The following is an 18,459-nucleotide window of genomic DNA, read 5'->3' on the forward strand; positions in this document are numbered from 1 at the left end:
TGCTGCATCAATACTTGTTGCTGGTGATCCCGCTCAGACGGGAATCTTCTTTTCGTAGTCGATGGCGCTGGAGCACACGAGCAGGCCGATGCCAGCCGCCGCGAAGAACATCAGCGCGAGGAAGTAGGAGTGCGTGAGCTGCACGATCGCGCCGACGATGATCGGCACCGCAATGCCGCCGATATTGCCGCCGAGATTCATGAAGCCGCCGAGAAAGCCGATCTTGTTGCGCGTGCCGAGCGACGACGGAATGCACCAGTAAAGGCCGCACCAGCGCAGGAAGAAGAGCGTCGTGGAGAGCAGGGCGACGACGGCGACCGCGTTCGTCACATACGCCACCGAGAAGATCGACACCGTCGCAATGACAGCCGCGATGCCGAAGAGCGTGCGCATCACGACATTGGGACGTCCGCCCGCGGCCTTCCACTTGTCCGCGATCCATCCGCCGATCAGCTCGCCAATGAAGCCGCTGAAGAAGATGATGAAGCTCGATCCGCCCATCTGCTTGATGTCGAAGCCGTGAACCATGTGCAGGTAGTTGGGCATCCACGTGAGCAGACCGTAGAACACGCTGTTGAAGCACATCCAGCCGAAGAACATGCACCACACCGAGCGGTACTTGAAGAAATCGCGCGTGCGGCCCGAGAGCGACGACGGTTCCGCGGCGGCGTCGCGGGCGTGCGATTCCTCGATGTAAGCCGCTTCGAGCTCGTTCACGCCGGGATGCTCGCGTGGTGTATTGCGTACATAAAACCAGGCGAGGATGCCCGCGAGCACCGTGCCGACGCCCGCCACGGCGAATGCAAGCCGCCATGAGCCGAGGATCGCGATGAGGCCGGTGATGAGGATCGCGCCCAGCGCCGCGCCGAGCGGGGCGCCGCCGTCGAGCAGCGTCGCGCCGCGGCCGCGCTCGGTCTGCGTCATCCAGATGGCGTTGAGCTTGCCGCCCGCCGGGTAGATCGGCGCTTCGGATGCACCGAGGCCGAGGCGCGTGAGCAGCAGGCCCGGCGCGTTTGTGCAGACGGCCGCGATCGCCTGGAAGAAGCCCCAGAACACGGTCGCGGAAGCGATCACGATGCGAGGCTTGAAGCGGTCGGCAAGCATGCCGCCGGGAATCTGCATGACCGCGTAGGTCCAGAAGAACGAGGAGAGAATCAGTCCCTCCATCGCCGGGCCGATATCGAACTCCTTGGAAATGAGCGGCATCGCGACCGACAGCGACGCGCGGTCGATGTAGTTGATCGCGATGAGGCTCAGCATGACGACGAAAATCTTCCAGCGAACGGTGGATTTGCCCACCGTCAATGCGGCAACACCGGATGTTGAAGACATGAACGGGCTCCTGGATAGGCGGGTGTTTTCGTGACGTCGCGCAACGTTGGACAGAGTATAGGATTAGAAATTTATAATTACAAACAGTGTAAGCGCTTGGTTTTATTGAAATTTAGCCCGCACGTTCGCGGTGCAGGGTTTTCACCAAGTTCGTGATAAGCTTGCACTGCGATGAACCAGACCACCAAAAGCCCTCTCCTTTTGCGCACCCGCGGCATGGCCGCGGAGATCGCCGCGCGCCTGCGCGACATGATCGACGAGGGCGAACTGCCGCCCGGCGCGCGCATCGACGAAAAAGAGCTGAGCACCGCGTTCGACGTCTCCAAGACGCCGTTGCGCGAGGCGCTGAAGGTGCTCGTGTCGGAGGGGCGCGTGACACACCGTCAGTACATCGGTTATCGCGTCGCGGAGATCGATCTCGACGATCTCGCCGCCACGTTCGAGCTGCTGCATGGCCTCGAAGCGATGGCCGGCGAACTGCTGCAAAAGCGCATCACGAATGCGGAAATCGCGTCGATCGCGGCGAAGCATCGGCGCATGGTGGAGTGTCACGACGCCGGCAAGCGTGTCGAGTACTTCAAGCTGAATCAGCAGATTCACCAGATGATCGTCGATGCCGCCGAGAACCCCGTGCTCGCGGGCGTGTATTCGACGTTGATGGCGAAGGTGCATCGGGCACGCGGCGCGGCCAACGCCGACACGTTGCGCTGGGCCGAATCCGCCAGCGAGCACGAAGCCATTCTGGCCGCGCTCGAAGACCCCGCGCACGAAGGGTTGCCGAAGATATTGCGCGAGCATTCGGAGAACACGGCGCGCGAAGTGCTCGCCGTGCTGGTGCGCGCGAAGGGCGATGCGTCCGGTGCACGCATGGCCGATCTTACGCGCGAAGAAGCCTCGGGCTGATCCCGCTTACCTCAGCACGCTCCACATCGAAGAAGAGCTTTCGCGTCCCGCGCATGGCCTCGCGACATCCTTGCGAAGCATGTGCGGAACGCGACGCCCCGTCGTAATAGCACTTCTCGACGCGACGGTTAGAAACAGCCGCGCGTCGATGGTGCTCTCTCAGGCTGGCCTTGCAATGGTTTTATTTCCAGCGGTTGGCATTTTGCGTTTTGCATTCTGAATGCCTTCTTGTGTTTCGCATGCCGCATGCACGTCCGTCGATGACTACGCGGCGGCCTTGCTCGGGCCGGCGCCGGCGTGTTCGCGTGCGAGAAGCTCGAAAAGCCGCAGCACGCGCGCACGTTGCGTAGACACGAGATCGCTTTCGTCGCCGAGCGCGGCGAGCCGCCGCTTCCAGTAGTCGCGGTCGAGACAGGAGAACGCCTTCGAATCCCCTGATAGCGAGAGCGAGCGGATCATGTGCTCGAGATGATCGAGCTGTGCGTCGGCGACGCGGGCCGGCTTGAGCGCCGCCTGTGTCGCACGCGTGACTTGCAAGTCTTTCGACTTTCCCATATTGACGCCCCGAAACGTCTTTTCCTTTCGCTTGCGGCTGTATTTATAGTGTCGATCAGCCGTTAACGCCTGTGGAAGGAGACAGCAATGTGACGGCGGGATGACGACAGGAATCGCCGACCTGAACCGTCCGCGACGCCGCACACGCTGCTCCTCGTTCAGCACGATATACCTGCATTCGCAATTCGCTTTACCATGCGTCTCATTTGCTGGCCGCGCATCGTGCGCTCGCCATCGATCGAAAGGACGATTTGACCGACATCCGTTCTCATGCCCGCTGATACCGATCCGCCCGCCTTGTCCACGCGCTTCTCGACGCAGGCGTTCGCGCGCGAGCGACAACTGCTCGCATGGCGCGATCGCGTCGGGCATGTGGTCGATGTCGTGCCGGACAAGGAGCAGATCGCGCGCGGCTTTGCGGGCAGCATCGACTTGCATGCGGCGGCCGGTCTCGTATTCACGGAGGCGCGCACCGAAGCGCTGGTGCTGGAGCGCTCGATCGCGCGCGTCTCGACCGACACGCGCCGCGATTTCGCGTTTCATGTCTATGCGGAAGGCGAGACCGGCAATGTCAGCGGCCTGAGCGTGAAGCGCAGCTCGCCCGGGTCGGTGCGCGGCATCGTGGCGCTGGATTTGAATCAGCGCTTTCGCATCGAGCGCCCGGCGTGCCGCGTGCTGACGATGTTCGTGCCGCGCTCGATCGTGGCCTCACAGATCGGTGACTGCGATGCGTTGCACGGCCGCGTGGTGCCCGAGGACGCGCCGCTCGCGCGCTTCCTGTTCGAGCATTTCGACGCCACCGCGCGCGAGTTGCCCGCGCTCGAAAGGCCCGATGCGATCGACGCCCTCGATGCCGGCGCGCAGCTCCTGCTCGCCGCATTCGCAGAGAAGCCGCATGCATTGCACGATTCGCGGGCCGCGCTGCAATCAGCCGTAAAGGCTCAGGTGAAGCGTTATGTCGAGACGCACCTGCATGAAGGCGATCTCACGCCGATGAAAATCGTCGAAGCGCTCGGCCTCAAGCGCGCGACGATCTATCGCTGGTTCGAGCCTGAAGGCGGCCTCGGCGCGTACATCCGGCATCGCCGCTTGCGCGAGGCTGCCGATGAGCTCGCGCGGTTCCCGAACCTGCAGATCGCGGATATCGCCTTCGGTCTCGGCTTCAAGAGCGCGTCGGACTTCACGCGCGCGTTTCGCCGTGCGTTCGATGTGAGTCCGCTCGAAACGCGTCTGCGCGCCCTCGACCTGCTGCGCGCGATGAACGACGATCCCGTCATGCGCACGCGCGCCGCGCACTCGAGGGGCGCTCGGGAAAGCGGCTGAGCGCGAAGAGCGTGACGCCGTTCGCGGCCAGCAGATACCATGCGGGCGTCATCGCGTTGCCGGTCGCGCCGATGAGCCATGCGACGGCGAGCGGAGAGAAGCCCCCGAAGATGACGACGCCGAAGGTGTAGATCACCGCGAGGCTCGCCGCGCGCCGATGCTTCGGAAAGGCTTCGAGCATAAGCACTGAGCCCGCGCCCGCGTTGTTCAGCGCGATCGCGACATAGAGCAGGATGATGACGAGCGCGAGCGCATCGGGCGCGCCTTGCGTAAGCGCGTAAAAGGCCGGATAGGCCGTCGCGAGCGCGGCCACGAGCGACGCGTATTGCAGCGTCTTGCGGCTCGTCAGCCTATCCGCCGCGAGCGCGACGAGCGGCGTGACGATGAGAATCACGAGGCCGGAAAGCGACGCTATCGCCAGGCTGATCGTCGCGGGCCGATGCAGCGTATGCGTGAGATAACTCGGCATGTACAGCACGGCGATGTAGATGCTGGACGAGGGCGCGGCCATCATCAGGATGCCGCATGCGAGCGCGCGTCCATGCTCGCGCAGCACGATCGCGAGCGGCGCGCGCGCGGGCCGCGCCGTCGATGCGGAAGCTTCGCCCGGCATGCGGCGCAGGAACCAGCCGAGCGGCGCGATCAGCCCGCCGATGACGAAGGGCACGCGCCATCCCCATTGCGCGAGCTGCTCGGGCGACAGCAACGCGGACGTGCATGCGCCGATGAGCGCCGCGACGCACGCAGCCGCGCCCTGGCTCGCGCCGCGCCAGCTCACGATGTAGCAGCGCCGTTCGTAGGGCACGGATTCCATCAGCAACGCGGATGCGGGCCCGATCTCGCCGCCCGCCGCGAGTCCTTGCAAGAGCCGCGCGCACACGATCAGCACGGTCGCGCTCGCGCCGATCGCTGCATGCGTTGGCAGACACGCAATCAGCCACGTGCCCGCCGCCATCAGGCCGATGGACAGCCGCATGCCGGCCTCGCGTCCGTGCCTGTCGGCATGACGTCCGATCAGCACCGCGCCTATCGGGCGCATCACGAAGCCCGCGCCGAAGGTCGCGAGCGAAAGCAATAGCGACGAAGCCGCGTCGTGCGCGGGAAAGAACAATCGTCCGATGATCGCGGCAGAGAAGCCGTACACGGTGAAGTCGTAGGCGACGAAGCCGTTGCTGATCACCGTCGCCACGATGATGCGGGTCAGCTTCGCAGACGTGTTTCGATGTTCGGTTTTGGTCATGAATGAACGGAGATTGATGCATTCGAATCCGGCCATCGAGGTTAACGGCGGCATTTTCAGGATCTTTTGGTCTTCGTCGCGATCATGCAGCAATACGCGCGCACGCGTGCGCGCGTAATATACGTTCAGCTTTTGCACAGCTTTCGAATCGATGTCTTCCCGGTCTGTTTACGAACGAGGATTCGCTTTCATGGATGACGCCACGCGCGAATTCGATCGCCTGCGCCCGCGCTTGCAGGGCATCGCATATCGCATGCTCGGATCGGTGGCCGAAGCGGAAGACATCGTGCAGGATGTGTGGCTGCGCTGGCATGCGTCGGCGCGCGATGCCATCGAGAACGCGGAGGCATGGCTCGTTGCGGTGACGACACGCCATTCGATCGATCGTCTGCGCGCCGCGAAAGTGCAGCGCGAACATTACGCGGGCATCTGGCTGCCCGAGCCGCACATCACCGAGCCGCCCGAGACGCCGGAAGAAGTCACGGAGCGCGCCGACGATGTCTCCGTCGCGTTCCTGATGCTGCTCGAACGCCTGACGCCCGAGGCACGGGCGGCGTTCCTGCTGCGCGAAGTCTTCGACGCGGATTATCCGGAGGTCGCGAACATCATCGGCAAGACGGAAGCCGCGTGCCGTCAGCTCGTGAGCCGCGCGAAAGCGCAATTGCGCGAGGAACGCCCGCGCCGTTCGGTGCCGCGCGAGATTCATCGGCGCCTGCTGCACGCATTCGCGCGCGCGGTTGAACACGGGGACTTCGCCGCGATTCACGCGATGCTCGCGGACGACGCGATGCTCGTCGGTGACGGCGGCGGACGCGTGCCGAGTTTCCCGCAGCCGCTCTTGGGCGGCAAGCGCATCGCGCAACTCTTCTATGCGGCATTCCTGCGGCATGGCAAAGGCGTGCGTCTTCACCTCGTCATGCTCAACCAGCAATGGGCGCTCTTGCGCTTCATCGACGGCAAGCTCGAATCCGCGCAGACGTATGACATCGAAGACGAACGCATCGTGGCCATTCAGGTGCAGCGCAACCCGGAGAAGCTCGAACGTATTGCGGCCCTTTACGGCGGCGCGTGATTGGTGCAAATGAGGCAACAGCGTGCGGACGTTCGCGCGTCTACCGCGACCAGCCGCGCAAACCTACGATGACATCCATGCCGAACACGAATCGTCGGCGGCACCTTCAACCAGGCACGGAGTCATCATGACGCAACGAATCAACTATGTTCAACAATCGCCCCAACTGTTCAAGAAGTTCTACGAGTTCAGCCAGGCGGTGAAGGAGTGCTCGATCGAGCAGACGACGCGCGATCTCGTGACGCTGCGCGCGTCGCAGATGAACGGCTGCGCCTTTTGCGTGGACATGCATGTGAAGGAAGCGAAGATCCACGGCGAGCGCGAGCTGCGCACGCATCACGTCGCGATCTGGCGCGAGTCGACGCTCTTTTCGTCGCGCGAGCGTGCCGCACTGGCATGGACCGAGGTGCTCACGCGCCTGCCCGAGCATGGCGTGCCCGACGAACTCTATGCGCGTGTGCGCGAGCAGTTCTCGGAGAAGGAACTGTCCGACCTCACCTACGTCATCATGGAAATCAACGGTTGGAATCGAGCGAATGTTGCGTTCCAGACGGTGCCGGGCTCGTCCGACAAGGCGTTCGGCCTCGACAAGGCGAACCTGTCGTAAGGCGCTCGCGCCGTCATTCGATCATCGGAGGACCGATCATGCAAAGCATCAAACGCGTGGGACTGGCGCTCGTCGTCGGATGCGCGGCGCTCGTCGCGAACACGGCGCAGGCGGCGCCCGAGGCCATCGTCAAGGAGCTCATGACGAAGCCACTGCCCGAATATCCGGGCAAGGAAGCGCTGATGATCAGCGTGGAGTATCCGCCGGGCGCCGTCGATCCGGTGCATCGTCACGATGCGCATGCCTTCGTCTATGTGCTCGAAGGCACGATCGTCATGCAGCTCAAGGGCGGCCAGGCCGTGACGCTCAAGCCTGGGGATACGTTCTATGAAGGCCCCGACGATATCCACACCGTGGGCCGCAACGCGAGCAAGACGAAGCGCGCGAAGTTCATCGTGCTGCTCTTGAAGGACAAGGGCAAACCGGTTCTGACGCCGGTGCAATAAGGCAGGGAGGCCGCACGCGAAAAGTTTTCGGCATTCGCGTGTCACAAACCGCGCGGCGCGAACGTCTTGTGGGATAGAGCCACTACGTTTCGTGCCGCCATGCCATCAGACCTTGCGTTTCATTCCGACGATTCGCTCGCGTATAGCTTCGCGACGAGTTATGCGGGCGTCGTCTCCTTTCTGGCCGTCGCCAACGAGGGCAGTTTCGCGAAAGCGAGCGATCGCCTCGGCATCGGCCGCTCCGCCGTCAGCCGCAACGTGCAGAAGCTCGAAGCTCAGCTCGACGCGCGTCTTTTTCTTCGCACCACGCGCAGCACGTCGCTGACGCGCGAGGGCGAACTCTTCTACAAGAATTGCCAGCCCGGCGTGGAGCGCATCGTGCAGGCGATCGAGGATATGCGCGAGCTGCGCAACGGGCCGCCCCGCGGACACTTGCGCATCGCATCGGCACCGGGCTTCGGCCGCAAGATCGTCGCGCCGCTTCTTTCCGGCTTCAATGCGCGCTATCCCGACATCGCGCTGGAACTGCTGCTCAACGACCGTCCATGTGATTTCATCGCTGAGCGTGTCGATGTCGCGTTTCGCGACGGCCACATGGAAGACAGCGAAGTGGTCGCGAAGCAATTGATCCCGATGCAGATGATCGTGTGCGCGTCGCCGGAGTATGCGCGCGAGCACGGCTTGCCGCGCCATATTGATGACCTGGAGAAACATCGCTGCATCAATTTCCGCACGTCGGCGGGGCGCATCGCCGATTGGGAGTTCAAGGTCGATGGCTTGACGCAGAAGCGCTCGCCCGCTGCGCGCCAGACGTTCAACGACATCGACCTGATGCTGCAAGCCGTGCTCGACGGCCAGGGCATCGCGCAACTGCCCGCGTATCTCGTGTGCGAACCGCTCAAGGCCGGGCGCCTCTTCATGTGTCTCGCGCAGCACGCGCCCGATGACGGCGGCCACTATCTCTGCTATCTCAGCCGCAAGCATTTGCCCGCGCGCGTGCGCGTATTCGTCGACTACATGACGGAGCACACGCGCGCGCTCGATCTGCATTGTCTGTCGACGATCATCACGAATACGAGCGCGCCGCTGCTCGTGCCGGCCGATTGATGCATCGAAGGCAACACCGCGCGTCCGTTGGCGGCCCTACCGGATGCATGCGCGCACGCCTACGATGTGTCACGTATTCAGCGCGTTCGTGCAGTTCAACCCGAAACCTGAGAGAGGATAAACATGAAGATCGTAGTGATCGGCGGCAGCGGACTCATCGGCAGCAAGGTCGTGAAAAACTTGCGTGCGCGCGGGCATGAAGTGATCGCCGCATCGCCGGCATCGGGCGTCGATACGATGACGGGCAAGGGCCTCAAGGAAGCGCTGCAGGATGCGCGCGTGGTGGTCGACGTCGCCAACTCGCCTTCGTTCGAAGACAAGGCGGTGCTCGAATTCTTCGAGACGTCGGGACGCAATCTCTTCGCGGCGGAGAAAGCGGCGGGGGTTGCGCATCATGTGGCGTTGTCGGTCGTCGGCACGGATCGCCTCGCGCAAAGCGGCTATTTCCGCGGCAAGATCGCGCAAGAGAAGCTCATTCGCGCATCGGGCGTGCCATACACGATCGTCCAGTCGACGCAGTTCTTCGAGTTCCTCGGCGGCATTGCAAAGGCAAGCGCCAACGAGAACGCGGTGCATCTGTCGGGCGCATACATTCAGCCGATCGCATCCGACGATGTCGCGAGCGCTGTCGCGGATCATGCCGTCAACGCGCCCGTGAACGGTGTGGTGGAAATCGCGGGCCCGGAGAAGTCGCGCCTCTCCGATCTGATGCAGCGCTATTTCGCGGCGACGGGCGATACACGCAAGGTCATCGCGGATGAGAGCGCGCTGTACTTCGGCGCGCAGCTCGCGGCGGACACGCTGCTGCCTGGCGGCGGAGCGCATCTCGGCGCGGTGAACTTCGATGCGTGGTTCAGGCAGAGCCAGACGCAGGCGGCGCATTGAGCGATCATGTAGTCATCGCTTGCAGAAGAGGCCGCTCATGGTGCCGATCGATCCACCGCCCGTCAGCCTGCTCGACAAGTATCAAGGGCAGGACGTGCAACCGCTTTATAGAACCACCGTCACGGTCACGGGCGGCGACGCGGGCCATGGCCGTGCCTCGGGCGTGGCCCGCTCCGATGACGGCAATCTCGACCTGAATCTGCGCATGCCGCAAGCACTCGGTGGTCCCGGCGGCGGCACGAACCCGGAGCAGTTGTTCGCCGCAGGCTATGCCGCGTGCTTTCATGGCGCGCTGGTCTTGCTGGCGGCGCGCGCGGGCATCGCGGTGGAGGGCGCGAGCGTGTCGGTCACGGTGGAGTTCGCACGCGATCCGATGGACGGCCTCTTCGTGCTCACCGCGCACACGCGCGTCCAGATGCCTGGCGTTGCACGCGCGGTGGCGGAGGAGCTCGTACGCAACACGGAACGCTTCTGCCCGTATACGAAGATGGCGCGCAAGGGCATCGTCAATATAGTTGCGCTTGCAACCAGTCGCGATGCCCCTGCTAGCCCCGAGTGAATCGCGCTTACACGGTCTGATTCGCGCTATCGGCAAGAGGCGCCGTGTCGCGACGGCTCAGCGCGCCCAGTGCGAACGCGGCGACGAACGCGGGCACTGCCAGCAGCGTGAACACCGCGCCGAACTGCATTCCCATGCTCATCAGCAAGCCGCCCGTCATCGCGCCGGCGACCGCCCCCATGCGACCGATGCCGAGCATCCATGCGACGCCCGTCGCGCGGCTTCGCGTCGGGTAGAACGAGGCCGCGAGCGCCGACATCGAGGTGACCGCGCTCGTCACCGCAGTGCCCGTCAGAAAGATGAGCACGGCGAGCCATAACTGATCGGTCACGCCGCGCCCGATCGTCAGCACGAGCGCCGCCGCGAGCACGTATGCGCAGGCGTTGACGCGTCGCGGATTGGCCTTGTCCATCACCCAGCCGAGACACAGATTGCCGAGAATGCCGCCGAGCGGAAAGAGCGACGTGGTGAGCGCGGCGCGTTCCGCCGAGAAGCCCGCGTCCTTGAAGAGCGTGGGCAGCCAGTTCGTCAGCAGATAGAAGATCATCAGGCCCATGAAGTACGCGAGCCACAGCATCGACGTGCCGAAGCGATAAGGCCGCGAAACGATGAGCCCGAGCGAGGACTTGTCCGCGCCGCTCGCGCGCGTATCGGCGGTGGTGAAGGTGACGGGCGCGCCTTCGGCGAGACGCGCATCGTTCGAGATGCGTCGCAAGACGCGCGCGATCTTTTCCGCAGGACGCTTTCTGACGACCATGAATTGCGCGGACTCGGGCAGCAGAACGAGCAGCAGCACCGTGAGCACGATCGGACCTATACCGCCCGCAACGAGCACGCTTTGCCAGCCGAAGTGCGGAATGAGCCAGGCGGCACACAGTCCGCCTATGGAAAGGCCGACGGAGAAGCCGCAGAACATCGCATTGACGGCCATAGCGCGAATGCGGGCGGGCGCGTACTCTGACATCAGCGTGACAGCGTTGGGCATCGCCGCACCGAGGCCGAGGCCGGTGAGAAAGCGCCATGCGGTCAACGATTCGACCGAACTTGCTTGCGCCGATGCGAGACTCCACACGCCGAAGAAGAACACCGACAGCGCGAGCACCGCCTTGCGTCCGATGCGATCGGCGGCCGGTCCCGCCACGAGCGCGCCGATGCCGAGGCCGACGAGCGCCGCGCTCATCACCGGTCCCAATGCGGCGCGCGTGATGCCCCAGTCGCCGATCAGCGACGGCGCGATGAAGCCGACCGCAGCCGTGTCGAAACCATCGGCCGCGACGACGAGAAAGCACAGGATCAGGATGATCCATTGATAAGGCGAGAAGCGCTCGCCGTCGATGAAGCTCTGGACCTCGATGGTCCGAAGGTTCTTTTCCATGCCGGTATGTCTCCATTCATTCACGGTTATCGATTCGATGGATGCGGCCTTCGTCGTGCCGCTATGCCGCGCGCGATCAACGCACGGCGGGTGAAAGACTCCTGAATTCGACGCGCCTGATGATGCGGCTCTCTTGCGCGACGATCAGATGCGCCGACGCTTGCAGATAGGCGGGCCATTCGGGATCGTTATCGCGGGCGGTGCGGCGCTGGTCGTAATCCGCGATGCTCTCGTAGCCCCACAGATGCACGACCTGATTCAACGCGCCGATATCGCTCATATAGAAACCGACGGGCGCGCCGAGATACTTGAGCTGGATCGGCATCGCGAGGCGATCGAATACATCGATGAATTCGGCCATGCCGCGCGGCTTTATCGTGTAGATGCGGTGATCGATGAAAGGCTTGCTCATGCTGCGCTCCTCAATTCGCTGATCTTCGCGCCCGCGTCGATGCGGCCCGCGAGGTGCAATCCGGTGACATAACCGAATGTCATGATTGGGCCGAGCGTGATGCCCGCGCCGGGATAGTTGCCGCCCATGACGCTCGCGCGATCGTTGCCGACAGCGTAGAGGCCGGGAATCGGCTCGCTGCCCTCGAGGACCTGGCCGAGCGGGTTCGTCGCAATGCCGTCGAAGGTGCCGAGATCGCCCATCACCACCTTGAGCGCGTAGTACGGACCATCGCCGATAGGCGCGACGCACGGGTTCGGCTTGTGCGCGGCATCGCCGAGATAGCGGTTGAATGAAGTCGTGCCGCGGCCGAATGCGGTGTCCTCGCCTTGCGCCGCGTTGCGGTTGTATTCGCGCACGGTCTCTTCGAGCGCGGCAGCGTCGATGCCTGCGCGCTGCGCCAGTTCGGTCAGCGTGCGGCCCTTGATCAGATAGCCGCTTTTCAGATGCGAGCCGAGCGGTATCGGCGCGGGCTTCGCGAAGCCGAGACCGTATTTGCGGATCGTCGCGTGATCGCAGATGAGCCACATCGCCGTTTCTTTCTCCTGGCGGCAGGCTTCGATCATCGCGGCGCCGACATCGTGATACGAGTTCGATTCGTTGGTGAAGCGCACGCCGCCACGCGTCACGCCGATCACGCCAGGCTTGTAGCGATCGAGCAGATGCGGAAACACGCCGTATTGGCCGTCTTTCAGCGGCACGCGCGAGACCGGCATCCACGCGGCCGGCTGCGGATAGCGGATATCGACACGGCCTCCCACACGTTCGGCCATGCGCGCGCCATCGCCCGTATTGCCAGCGGGCACCGGCGATACATGCTCGCCGCCGCGACGCACATGCGGATACGCCTTCGCGATGCGCGCGACATCGTGCGAAAACCCGCCGCAGGCAAGCACCACACCACGGCGCGCGGTGATGTGCGTCTCGCGTCCATCAGTCATCACGATCGCGCCGGTCACGCGTCCCTTTACCGTGATGAGTTCCTTTGCGCCGGTGCGCGTGTGAATCGGAATGCCGAGATCGAGCGCGGATTTCGCAAGACGCGCGGCGAGGGCATTACCGCTCGTGATCTGAACGCCGCGTCGATAGAGCGCGAGTTCTTTCAGATGACTCGCGAGTCGCTTGGCGACATACCACGCCGACGCAAGCGATTTCGTCGCGTTGAAGAAGTGCTTCAGATCCGCGCTCGACGAATTGAACATCATGCCGATGAACGTGATCGTCTTGAGCGGAGGACGCAGGCGCGCGATATCCTTGCCGAGCTCGCGCGCATCGAATGGCTTCGCGACGACGGAGCGACCCACGTCGACGCCGCCCGGCGCATCGGGATGATAGTCGGGGTAGAGCGTGGGCAGGAACCGGACCGATGTCTCGCGCTCGAAGAAATCGATCATGCGAGGGCCGTTGTCGAGGAACGCATCGACGGCGGCTTCATCGTACATCGCGCCGGTCTCGCCGCGCATGTATTGAACAGCGGCTTCGCGCGTATCCTGAATGCCCGCGTCCTTCGCATGACGATTGCCGGGTATCCACAGCACGCCGCCCGAAAATGCGGTCGTGCCGCCGAAGTACGCTTCTTTCTCGACGACGATCACGTCGAGGCCTTGCTTCTTCGCTGTAATGGCCGTGGAAAGGCCGCCGGCGCCAGAGCCGATCACGAGAACGTCGCAAGCGAGATCGGACGACCGCGTTACGGTAGTCATGGTGATGTCCTTTGATTGGAGCCGGGCGCTTTGCGCACCCGTGAGATGAAAGGCCGTGTTTCAGGCGGCGCGCGGCGCTTCGAAGCCGGGGCGCGGGACGAGATCCATCAACATGCATTCGAAGCCGCCATCGACGGCAAGCTCCGCGCCATTCACATACGCCGCGCGACGGCTCGCGAGAAAGGCCACGACTTCCGCGATATCGCGCGGCTCGCCGATGCGCCGGCTCGCGGTCATCGCGCTGCGGCGCGCTTCGACATCGCCCTGTTCATAGAATGCCTTGGATAGCGGCGTGCGGATCATGCCAGGACACACCGTATTGCTGCGCACGCCGCGCGCGCCCCATTCGGCGGCGATCTGACGCGAGAGCATCGCGATGCCGGCCTTGCTCGGGCTATACGCGCCGCTCCAAGTCTGCGGATGATGCGCCGCCACCGATGCGATGTGCACGATGCTGCCCGTGCCGCGCGCGAGCATGCCGCGCCCGAAGGCTTGCGCGCACAACATATAGCCCGTGAGATTGACTGCGAGCATCGCGTTCCATGCATCGAGACCGATATCTTCGATACCGCCCGCGCGCAGCAGACCCGCGTTGTTGACGAGCACGTCGGCATGGCCGAATTTACGTTCGACGTGATCGCGTGCGTGATTCACACTCGCCGCATCGCCGATATCGCATGCGATAGCGATCGCATCCACGCCGCGCGCACGCAGCGCTTCGGCGGCTTCGTTGCAGCCTGCTTCATCGCGATCGAGCAATGCGATGCGCGCGCCCGCATCGGCGAATGTGCCTGCAATGGCGCGGCCGATACCGCCTGCCGCACCCGTCACCACACATACGTTCGATTCGAGGCCGAGCCAATGCGGCGCGGTGTGATCCCGCGCAAGCTGATTAGTCATCCTTGTCTCCTGAGTCCGTTCGATGAGAAGGCGCGATAGCCTTCGCCGTGAAAAAAAGTATATTCACGGCCTCTCACGAAAAATTGGACAAAGGCGGCAGACGACAGGACAATTTGTGCATCAGGAGATGCGCGACATGAGGAAAATCCCTAACTACAACTTGTACGGAGAATCGGCGCGTCCGCCGTGGTATGACGCGTTCAACTTCGAATGGATCGTCGAGCGCAGCGCGCCGAACGACTGGCATATCGACGCGCATCGGCACGACGCGCTCTTGCAATTTCTGTACATTCGCGGCGGCGGCGGGGAGGTGCTGATCGAGAACCGCATGATCGAGATCGTGCCGCCATGCGTCATCATGCTGCCCGCGCAAACGGTGCATGGTTTCAACTTCGCGCCGGACGTCGACGGTCTCGTCGTGACCGTCGCGCAGCGGTCGATAGAAGCGCTTGCATCCATCGCAGCGCCAGGCCTCATTCCAGTGTTGCAGCGCGCGGGCGTTTCTCGCGTGAGTGCGCAGTCCTTGAAGGAAAGCGCGTTCATGCCGATCGTCGAATTGCTGGAAAAGGAATTTCGGGCGACGGATCGCGGCCACATGGCGGCGGGCATGTCGCTCCTGATTGCACTTTTCGTGCATGTGGCGCGCTTGTGCGAGAGTGCATCCGCACCGAGCGTTGCATCGACCGAAAGGCGTGCGCAACAGATCAAACGCTTCAGGGAACTGGTGGCCAGGCATTTCCGCGAACACCGCCCGGTGGAGTTCTATGCGCAAAAGCTCGGCACGACCGTCACGCAACTCGGACGCATTTGCCGCGAAGAGATATCGAGCTCGCCGCTCGCCATGATCAACGAGCATCTCGTGCGCGAGGCACAGCGCGATCTCGTGTATTCGAACATGTCGGTCAAGCAGATCGCGCATGGGCTCGGCTTTGCCGATATCGCTTATTTCAGCCGCTATTTCCGCAAGCAGACGGGCGTCACGCCCACGCAGTTTCAGGCCGAAGCGCACAAGGCGCTGGCTATCCAATAGAACGGCGTGCGTAACGTTCGAGGGTTGCCACGCGCCTGCAAGCGTGCGATGCTTCGCCGTGCTCTGAATAACAAGAACGAAGCGCGGGCCCGAGCGAGACCAGTCCGGTTCAATCACCCTTCGAAGGAGTGAGCATGATCGCACTGTCATCGCATCGAGCGGCGCATGAGGCGTCGCGGCGCGTCCAGTTCAAGGCACGCGGAATGCTAGGCGCCTGGCTCGTTCTGAGCGCGGCTGCCAGCGTCGCATATGCCGACGCGCAAACCGGTTATACGCTGCCGCCTCCGCCGAGCGAGTTGTACGGCGACTTGTTCGTTGCGGTGCAGACGCAAGGCGTCTATCCGGATCAGAAGACTTTCGTCGATGCAGTGCCCAAGATAGACCCCGCGCAGATCGTGCAGGCTTATCACCAGCAGATGGCGGTCCCCGGCTTTTCGCTCAAGACCTTCGTGGCGCAATACTTTACGCCGCCGACGGACCAGGTCATCACACCGCCGCCGAATCAGACCTTGCGCGAGCATATCGACTGGCTCTGGCCCGAGCTCACGCGTTTGACGACGACCGCGAACGTGCCGCCCAACAGCTCGCTGATTCCAATGCCCAAGCGATATGTCGTGCCAGGCGGACGCTTTCGCGAAGGTTACTACTGGGACACCTATTTCACGATGCTGGGTCTTCAGGAAGCGGGCCGCGAAGATCTCGTCGATGACATGCTCGATAACTTCGCGTATCTGATCGACACGATCGGCCATATCCCGAACGGCAATCGCACCTACTATGTGAGCCGCTCGCAGCCGCCGTTCTTCTCTTATATGGTCGAACTTGCCGCGCATAAGGAAGGCGGGCGCGTCTATCAGAAGTATTTGCCGCAATTGCGCCGCGAACATGATTACTGGATGCAGGGCGCGAATACGCTGCAGCCGGGCGGCGCGGTGCGCAACGTCGTGATGCTGCCGGACAAGACCGTGCTCAACCGCTATTGGGACGAGAGCGACACGCCGCGCGATGAATCGTATCTGGAAGATGTGAACACGGCGAAGCAGGTCACGGACCGTCCGGCCAGTGAGGTCTATCGCGATCTGCGCGCGGCGGCCGAAAGCGGCTGGGATTTCAGCTCGCGCTGGTTCGGCGACAACATGACGCTCGCGACGATACGCACGACATCGATCATTCCCGTCGATCTGAATAGCCTGATGTTCCACCTCGAAACGACGATCGCTATCGGCTGCGGCGAGGCGCGCGATTTCCGTTGCGTCGGCGAGTTCGTCGGACGCGCGGCCAAACGCGCGATCGGCATCAACCAATATCTCTGGAACAGGAACGGCTACTACGGCGACTACGACTGGAAGCTCGGGCAGCCGCGCAATAATCCATCGGCGGCGATGCTTTATCCGCTGTTCGCGAACGCAGCATGGCCCGATCGCGCGCACAAGACCGCCGAGACCGTCGAAGCGATGCTCCTGAAGCCGGGTGGCCTCGCGACGACGACCTATAACACGACGCAGCAATGGGACGCGCCGAACGGCTGGGCGCCGTTGCACTGGATCGCCGTGCAGGGCCTGCGCCGCTATGGGCGCAGCGATCTCGCACAACAGATCGGCACGCGCTTTCTTGCCGATGTGAACAATGTCTATAAGACGCAGCAGAAGCTCGTTGAGAAATACATCGTGGAAGGCGCGGGAACGGGTGGCGGCGGAGGCGGGGAGTATCCGTTGCAGGATGGCTTCGGATGGACCAACGGCGTCACGCTGAAGCTGCTGGATCGCTATCCGCAGGCGCAATGACGCATCGAAATAATGGCATCGCCGCGTGTCGAATTCGGCGATGCCATGGCCGTCAGAACGGCGCGTCAGCTTTCCCGGGCTTTCTTCTGCCGACGATATTCCGGCACCGGCAAGCCGCCCCAGCCCCAGTTCTCCAGTTCCACTTCCTGAATCACGACGAACGTGGATTCGAGCGGCTTGTTGAGGACGTCGCGCAACACCTCGCTCACGCCCTTGATGAGCTGCGCCTTTTCTTCGGCGGTGACGGCATTCGTGCCGGGCGTGTTGCCTTCGCGTGTCACCTGAATCGTAACGATCGGCATGGCGATCTCCTTGAAGTGAGAAAGAACGAAGCGCCCGCGAAGGGCGCATCGCAACCAGCGAACAATCGATCAATGTCCCGCGCTTTGACCGCCATCGACGTGCAGGATTTCGCCCGTCACGAACGGCGCGGAATCAAGATACAACACGGCGTTCGCGATGTCGCTCATTTCGCCCATGTGTCCCACCGGATGCAGCGCGCCGAGCGCTTCGTGCGTTTCGGGTGCGTGCATCGGCGATTTGATGATGCCGGGCGACACCGCGTTCGCGCGAATGCCAGACTTCGCATATTCGATCGCGAGCGACTTCGTCGCGGCATTCAGACCGCCCTTCGTGAGCGAGGCCAGCACCGACGGCACGCCGCTTACCGCATGATCGACAAGACTCGTCGTAATGTTGACGATATGCCCGCTCTTGTTCTTCTCCATCTGCTCGATGGCGAACTGCGTGATATGAAAGAAGCCATTGAGGTTCACGTTCAGGACCGCGGCATAGTCCTCTTGCGTATATTGCGTGAAGGGCTTGGCGATAAAGATGCCCGCGTTGTTGACGAGCGTATCGATACGGCCGAAGCGCGCGATGGCCGCTTCGACGGCACGCTGCGCGGTGGCGCGATCGCCGATATCGCCCGCGACAGCGACGATGTTCGGGTCGTCCGGCTGTTGGATCGAACGGGCGACCGCGACGACGCCATAGCCTTGCGCGCGAAACGCGTTGACGATTTCCGCGCCGATGCCTTGCGATGCGCCGGTGACGATAGCGACTTTCTGTGCGTTGCTCATGATGAACCTCGATGAATGATGTTTGGGCCTGTTGCGGATCGGACCGATGGCTCCGATGGGTCGTAATCTAGGCCTTTCGAGGTGGCTTGCGTACACACGCGGTGG

19 protein-coding genes are annotated in these 18,459 nt (G+C 63.1%); 10 read left to right on the forward strand and 9 right to left on the reverse strand.

Features of this window, described 5'->3' with window-relative positions:
• Window positions 1–33: 33 nt before the first annotated feature.
• On the reverse strand, window positions 34–1,332 hold the full coding sequence (locus AC1Z32_RS02720; RefSeq protein WP_483477166.1) for an MFS transporter: 1,299 nt from the start codon (window positions 1,330–1,332) through the stop codon (window positions 34–36).
• Between the two features lie 216 nt (window positions 1,333–1,548).
• Between AC1Z32_RS02720 and AC1Z32_RS02725 the strand changes: the two genes are divergently transcribed.
• Window positions 1,549–2,235: a GntR family transcriptional regulator gene (locus AC1Z32_RS02725; RefSeq protein WP_483477167.1), complete on the forward strand. Its 687-nt coding sequence runs from the start codon at window positions 1,549–1,551 to the stop codon at window positions 2,233–2,235.
• A gap of 264 nt (window positions 2,236–2,499) precedes the next feature.
• On the opposite strand, the gene AC1Z32_RS02730 is transcribed toward AC1Z32_RS02725, so the two are convergent.
• A complete protein-coding gene (locus AC1Z32_RS02730; RefSeq protein ID WP_483477168.1) occupies window positions 2,500–2,790 on the reverse strand; it encodes a hypothetical protein in 291 nt (96 codons plus the stop codon).
• A 270-nt stretch (window positions 2,791–3,060) separates the two neighbouring features.
• Here AC1Z32_RS02730 and AC1Z32_RS02735 point away from each other — a divergent pair, with 270 nt between their 5' ends.
• Entirely contained in the window at window positions 3,061–4,113 is a 1,053-nt protein-coding gene (locus AC1Z32_RS02735; RefSeq protein WP_483477169.1) for a helix-turn-helix domain-containing protein, read from the forward strand.
• On the opposite strand, the gene AC1Z32_RS02740 is transcribed toward AC1Z32_RS02735, so the two are convergent.
• A complete protein-coding gene (locus AC1Z32_RS02740; protein ID WP_483477170.1) occupies window positions 4,064–5,353 on the reverse strand; it encodes an MFS transporter in 1,290 nt (429 codons plus the stop codon). The two genes, AC1Z32_RS02735 and AC1Z32_RS02740, sit on opposite strands and share 50 nt — an antisense overlap.
• Before the next feature lie 190 nt (window positions 5,354–5,543).
• On the opposite strand from AC1Z32_RS02740, the gene AC1Z32_RS02745 reads away from it, so the two are divergent.
• From AC1Z32_RS02745 to AC1Z32_RS02770, 6 genes are all read left to right on the forward strand, one after another.
• The gene (locus AC1Z32_RS02745) at window positions 5,544–6,425 is read left to right on the forward strand and encodes an RNA polymerase sigma-70 factor (RefSeq protein WP_483477171.1); all 882 of its coding nucleotides are present in this window, start codon (window positions 5,544–5,546) and stop codon (window positions 6,423–6,425) included.
• Window positions 6,426–6,552: 127 nt separating this feature from the next.
• Window positions 6,553–7,032: a carboxymuconolactone decarboxylase family protein gene (locus AC1Z32_RS02750; RefSeq protein ID WP_483477172.1), complete on the forward strand. Its 480-nt coding sequence runs from the start codon at window positions 6,553–6,555 to the stop codon at window positions 7,030–7,032.
• Between the two features lie 38 nt (window positions 7,033–7,070).
• On the forward strand, window positions 7,071–7,478 hold the full coding sequence (locus tag AC1Z32_RS02755) for a cupin domain-containing protein (RefSeq protein ID WP_483477173.1): 408 nt from the start codon (window positions 7,071–7,073) through the stop codon (window positions 7,476–7,478).
• A 99-nt stretch (window positions 7,479–7,577) separates the two neighbouring features.
• Window positions 7,578–8,585, forward strand: a complete 1,008-nt coding sequence (locus AC1Z32_RS02760) for a LysR family transcriptional regulator (RefSeq protein ID WP_483477174.1) — start codon at window positions 7,578–7,580, stop codon at window positions 8,583–8,585.
• A 123-nt stretch (window positions 8,586–8,708) separates the two neighbouring features.
• Window positions 8,709–9,470 (forward strand): SDR family oxidoreductase, encoded by a 762-nt coding sequence (locus AC1Z32_RS02765; protein WP_483477175.1) that lies wholly within the window; start codon window positions 8,709–8,711, stop codon window positions 9,468–9,470.
• Between the two features lie 37 nt (window positions 9,471–9,507).
• Window positions 9,508–10,029 (forward strand): Ohr family peroxiredoxin, encoded by a 522-nt coding sequence (locus AC1Z32_RS02770; protein WP_483477176.1) that lies wholly within the window; start codon window positions 9,508–9,510, stop codon window positions 10,027–10,029.
• Window positions 10,030–10,036: 7 nt separating this feature from the next.
• Here the strand turns inward: AC1Z32_RS02770 and AC1Z32_RS02775 are convergent, their stop codons facing one another.
• The 4 genes from AC1Z32_RS02775 to AC1Z32_RS02790 form a co-directional block, all read right to left on the reverse strand.
• Window positions 10,037–11,404, reverse strand: a complete 1,368-nt coding sequence (locus AC1Z32_RS02775) for an MFS transporter (protein WP_483477177.1) — start codon at window positions 11,402–11,404, stop codon at window positions 10,037–10,039.
• Window positions 11,405–11,480: 76 nt separating this feature from the next.
• Complete coding sequence (locus tag AC1Z32_RS02780) at window positions 11,481–11,816, reverse strand: NIPSNAP family protein (protein WP_061122847.1); 336 nt, start codon at window positions 11,814–11,816, stop codon at window positions 11,481–11,483.
• Window positions 11,813–13,558: an FAD-dependent oxidoreductase gene (locus AC1Z32_RS02785; RefSeq protein WP_483477178.1), complete on the reverse strand. Its 1,746-nt coding sequence runs from the start codon at window positions 13,556–13,558 to the stop codon at window positions 11,813–11,815. Before AC1Z32_RS02785 ends, AC1Z32_RS02780 begins: the two co-directional genes overlap by 4 nt.
• Before the next feature lie 60 nt (window positions 13,559–13,618).
• On the reverse strand, window positions 13,619–14,458 hold the full coding sequence (locus AC1Z32_RS02790) for an SDR family NAD(P)-dependent oxidoreductase (RefSeq protein ID WP_483477179.1): 840 nt from the start codon (window positions 14,456–14,458) through the stop codon (window positions 13,619–13,621).
• A gap of 136 nt (window positions 14,459–14,594) precedes the next feature.
• Here AC1Z32_RS02790 and AC1Z32_RS02795 point away from each other — a divergent pair, with 136 nt between their 5' ends.
• Window positions 14,595–15,488: a helix-turn-helix domain-containing protein gene (locus tag AC1Z32_RS02795; RefSeq protein ID WP_483477180.1), complete on the forward strand. Its 894-nt coding sequence runs from the start codon at window positions 14,595–14,597 to the stop codon at window positions 15,486–15,488.
• Window positions 15,489–15,622: 134 nt separating this feature from the next.
• Window positions 15,623–17,272, forward strand: coding sequence for an alpha,alpha-trehalase TreA (treA, locus tag AC1Z32_RS02800; protein WP_483477181.1), 1,650 nt, complete (start codon window positions 15,623–15,625; stop codon window positions 17,270–17,272).
• A gap of 65 nt (window positions 17,273–17,337) precedes the next feature.
• Here the strand turns inward: treA and AC1Z32_RS02805 are convergent, their stop codons facing one another.
• Together AC1Z32_RS02805 and AC1Z32_RS02810 are read right to left on the reverse strand one after the other, a co-directional pair.
• A complete protein-coding gene (locus tag AC1Z32_RS02805) occupies window positions 17,338–17,574 on the reverse strand; it encodes a tautomerase family protein (RefSeq protein WP_483477182.1) in 237 nt (78 codons plus the stop codon).
• 69 nt (window positions 17,575–17,643) lie between these two features.
• On the reverse strand, window positions 17,644–18,354 hold the full coding sequence (locus AC1Z32_RS02810; RefSeq protein ID WP_483477183.1) for an SDR family NAD(P)-dependent oxidoreductase: 711 nt from the start codon (window positions 18,352–18,354) through the stop codon (window positions 17,644–17,646).
• Window positions 18,355–18,459 lie beyond the last annotated feature (105 nt).

The sequence above is a fragment of the Caballeronia sp. 11_S32 genome (assembly GCF_056930355.1).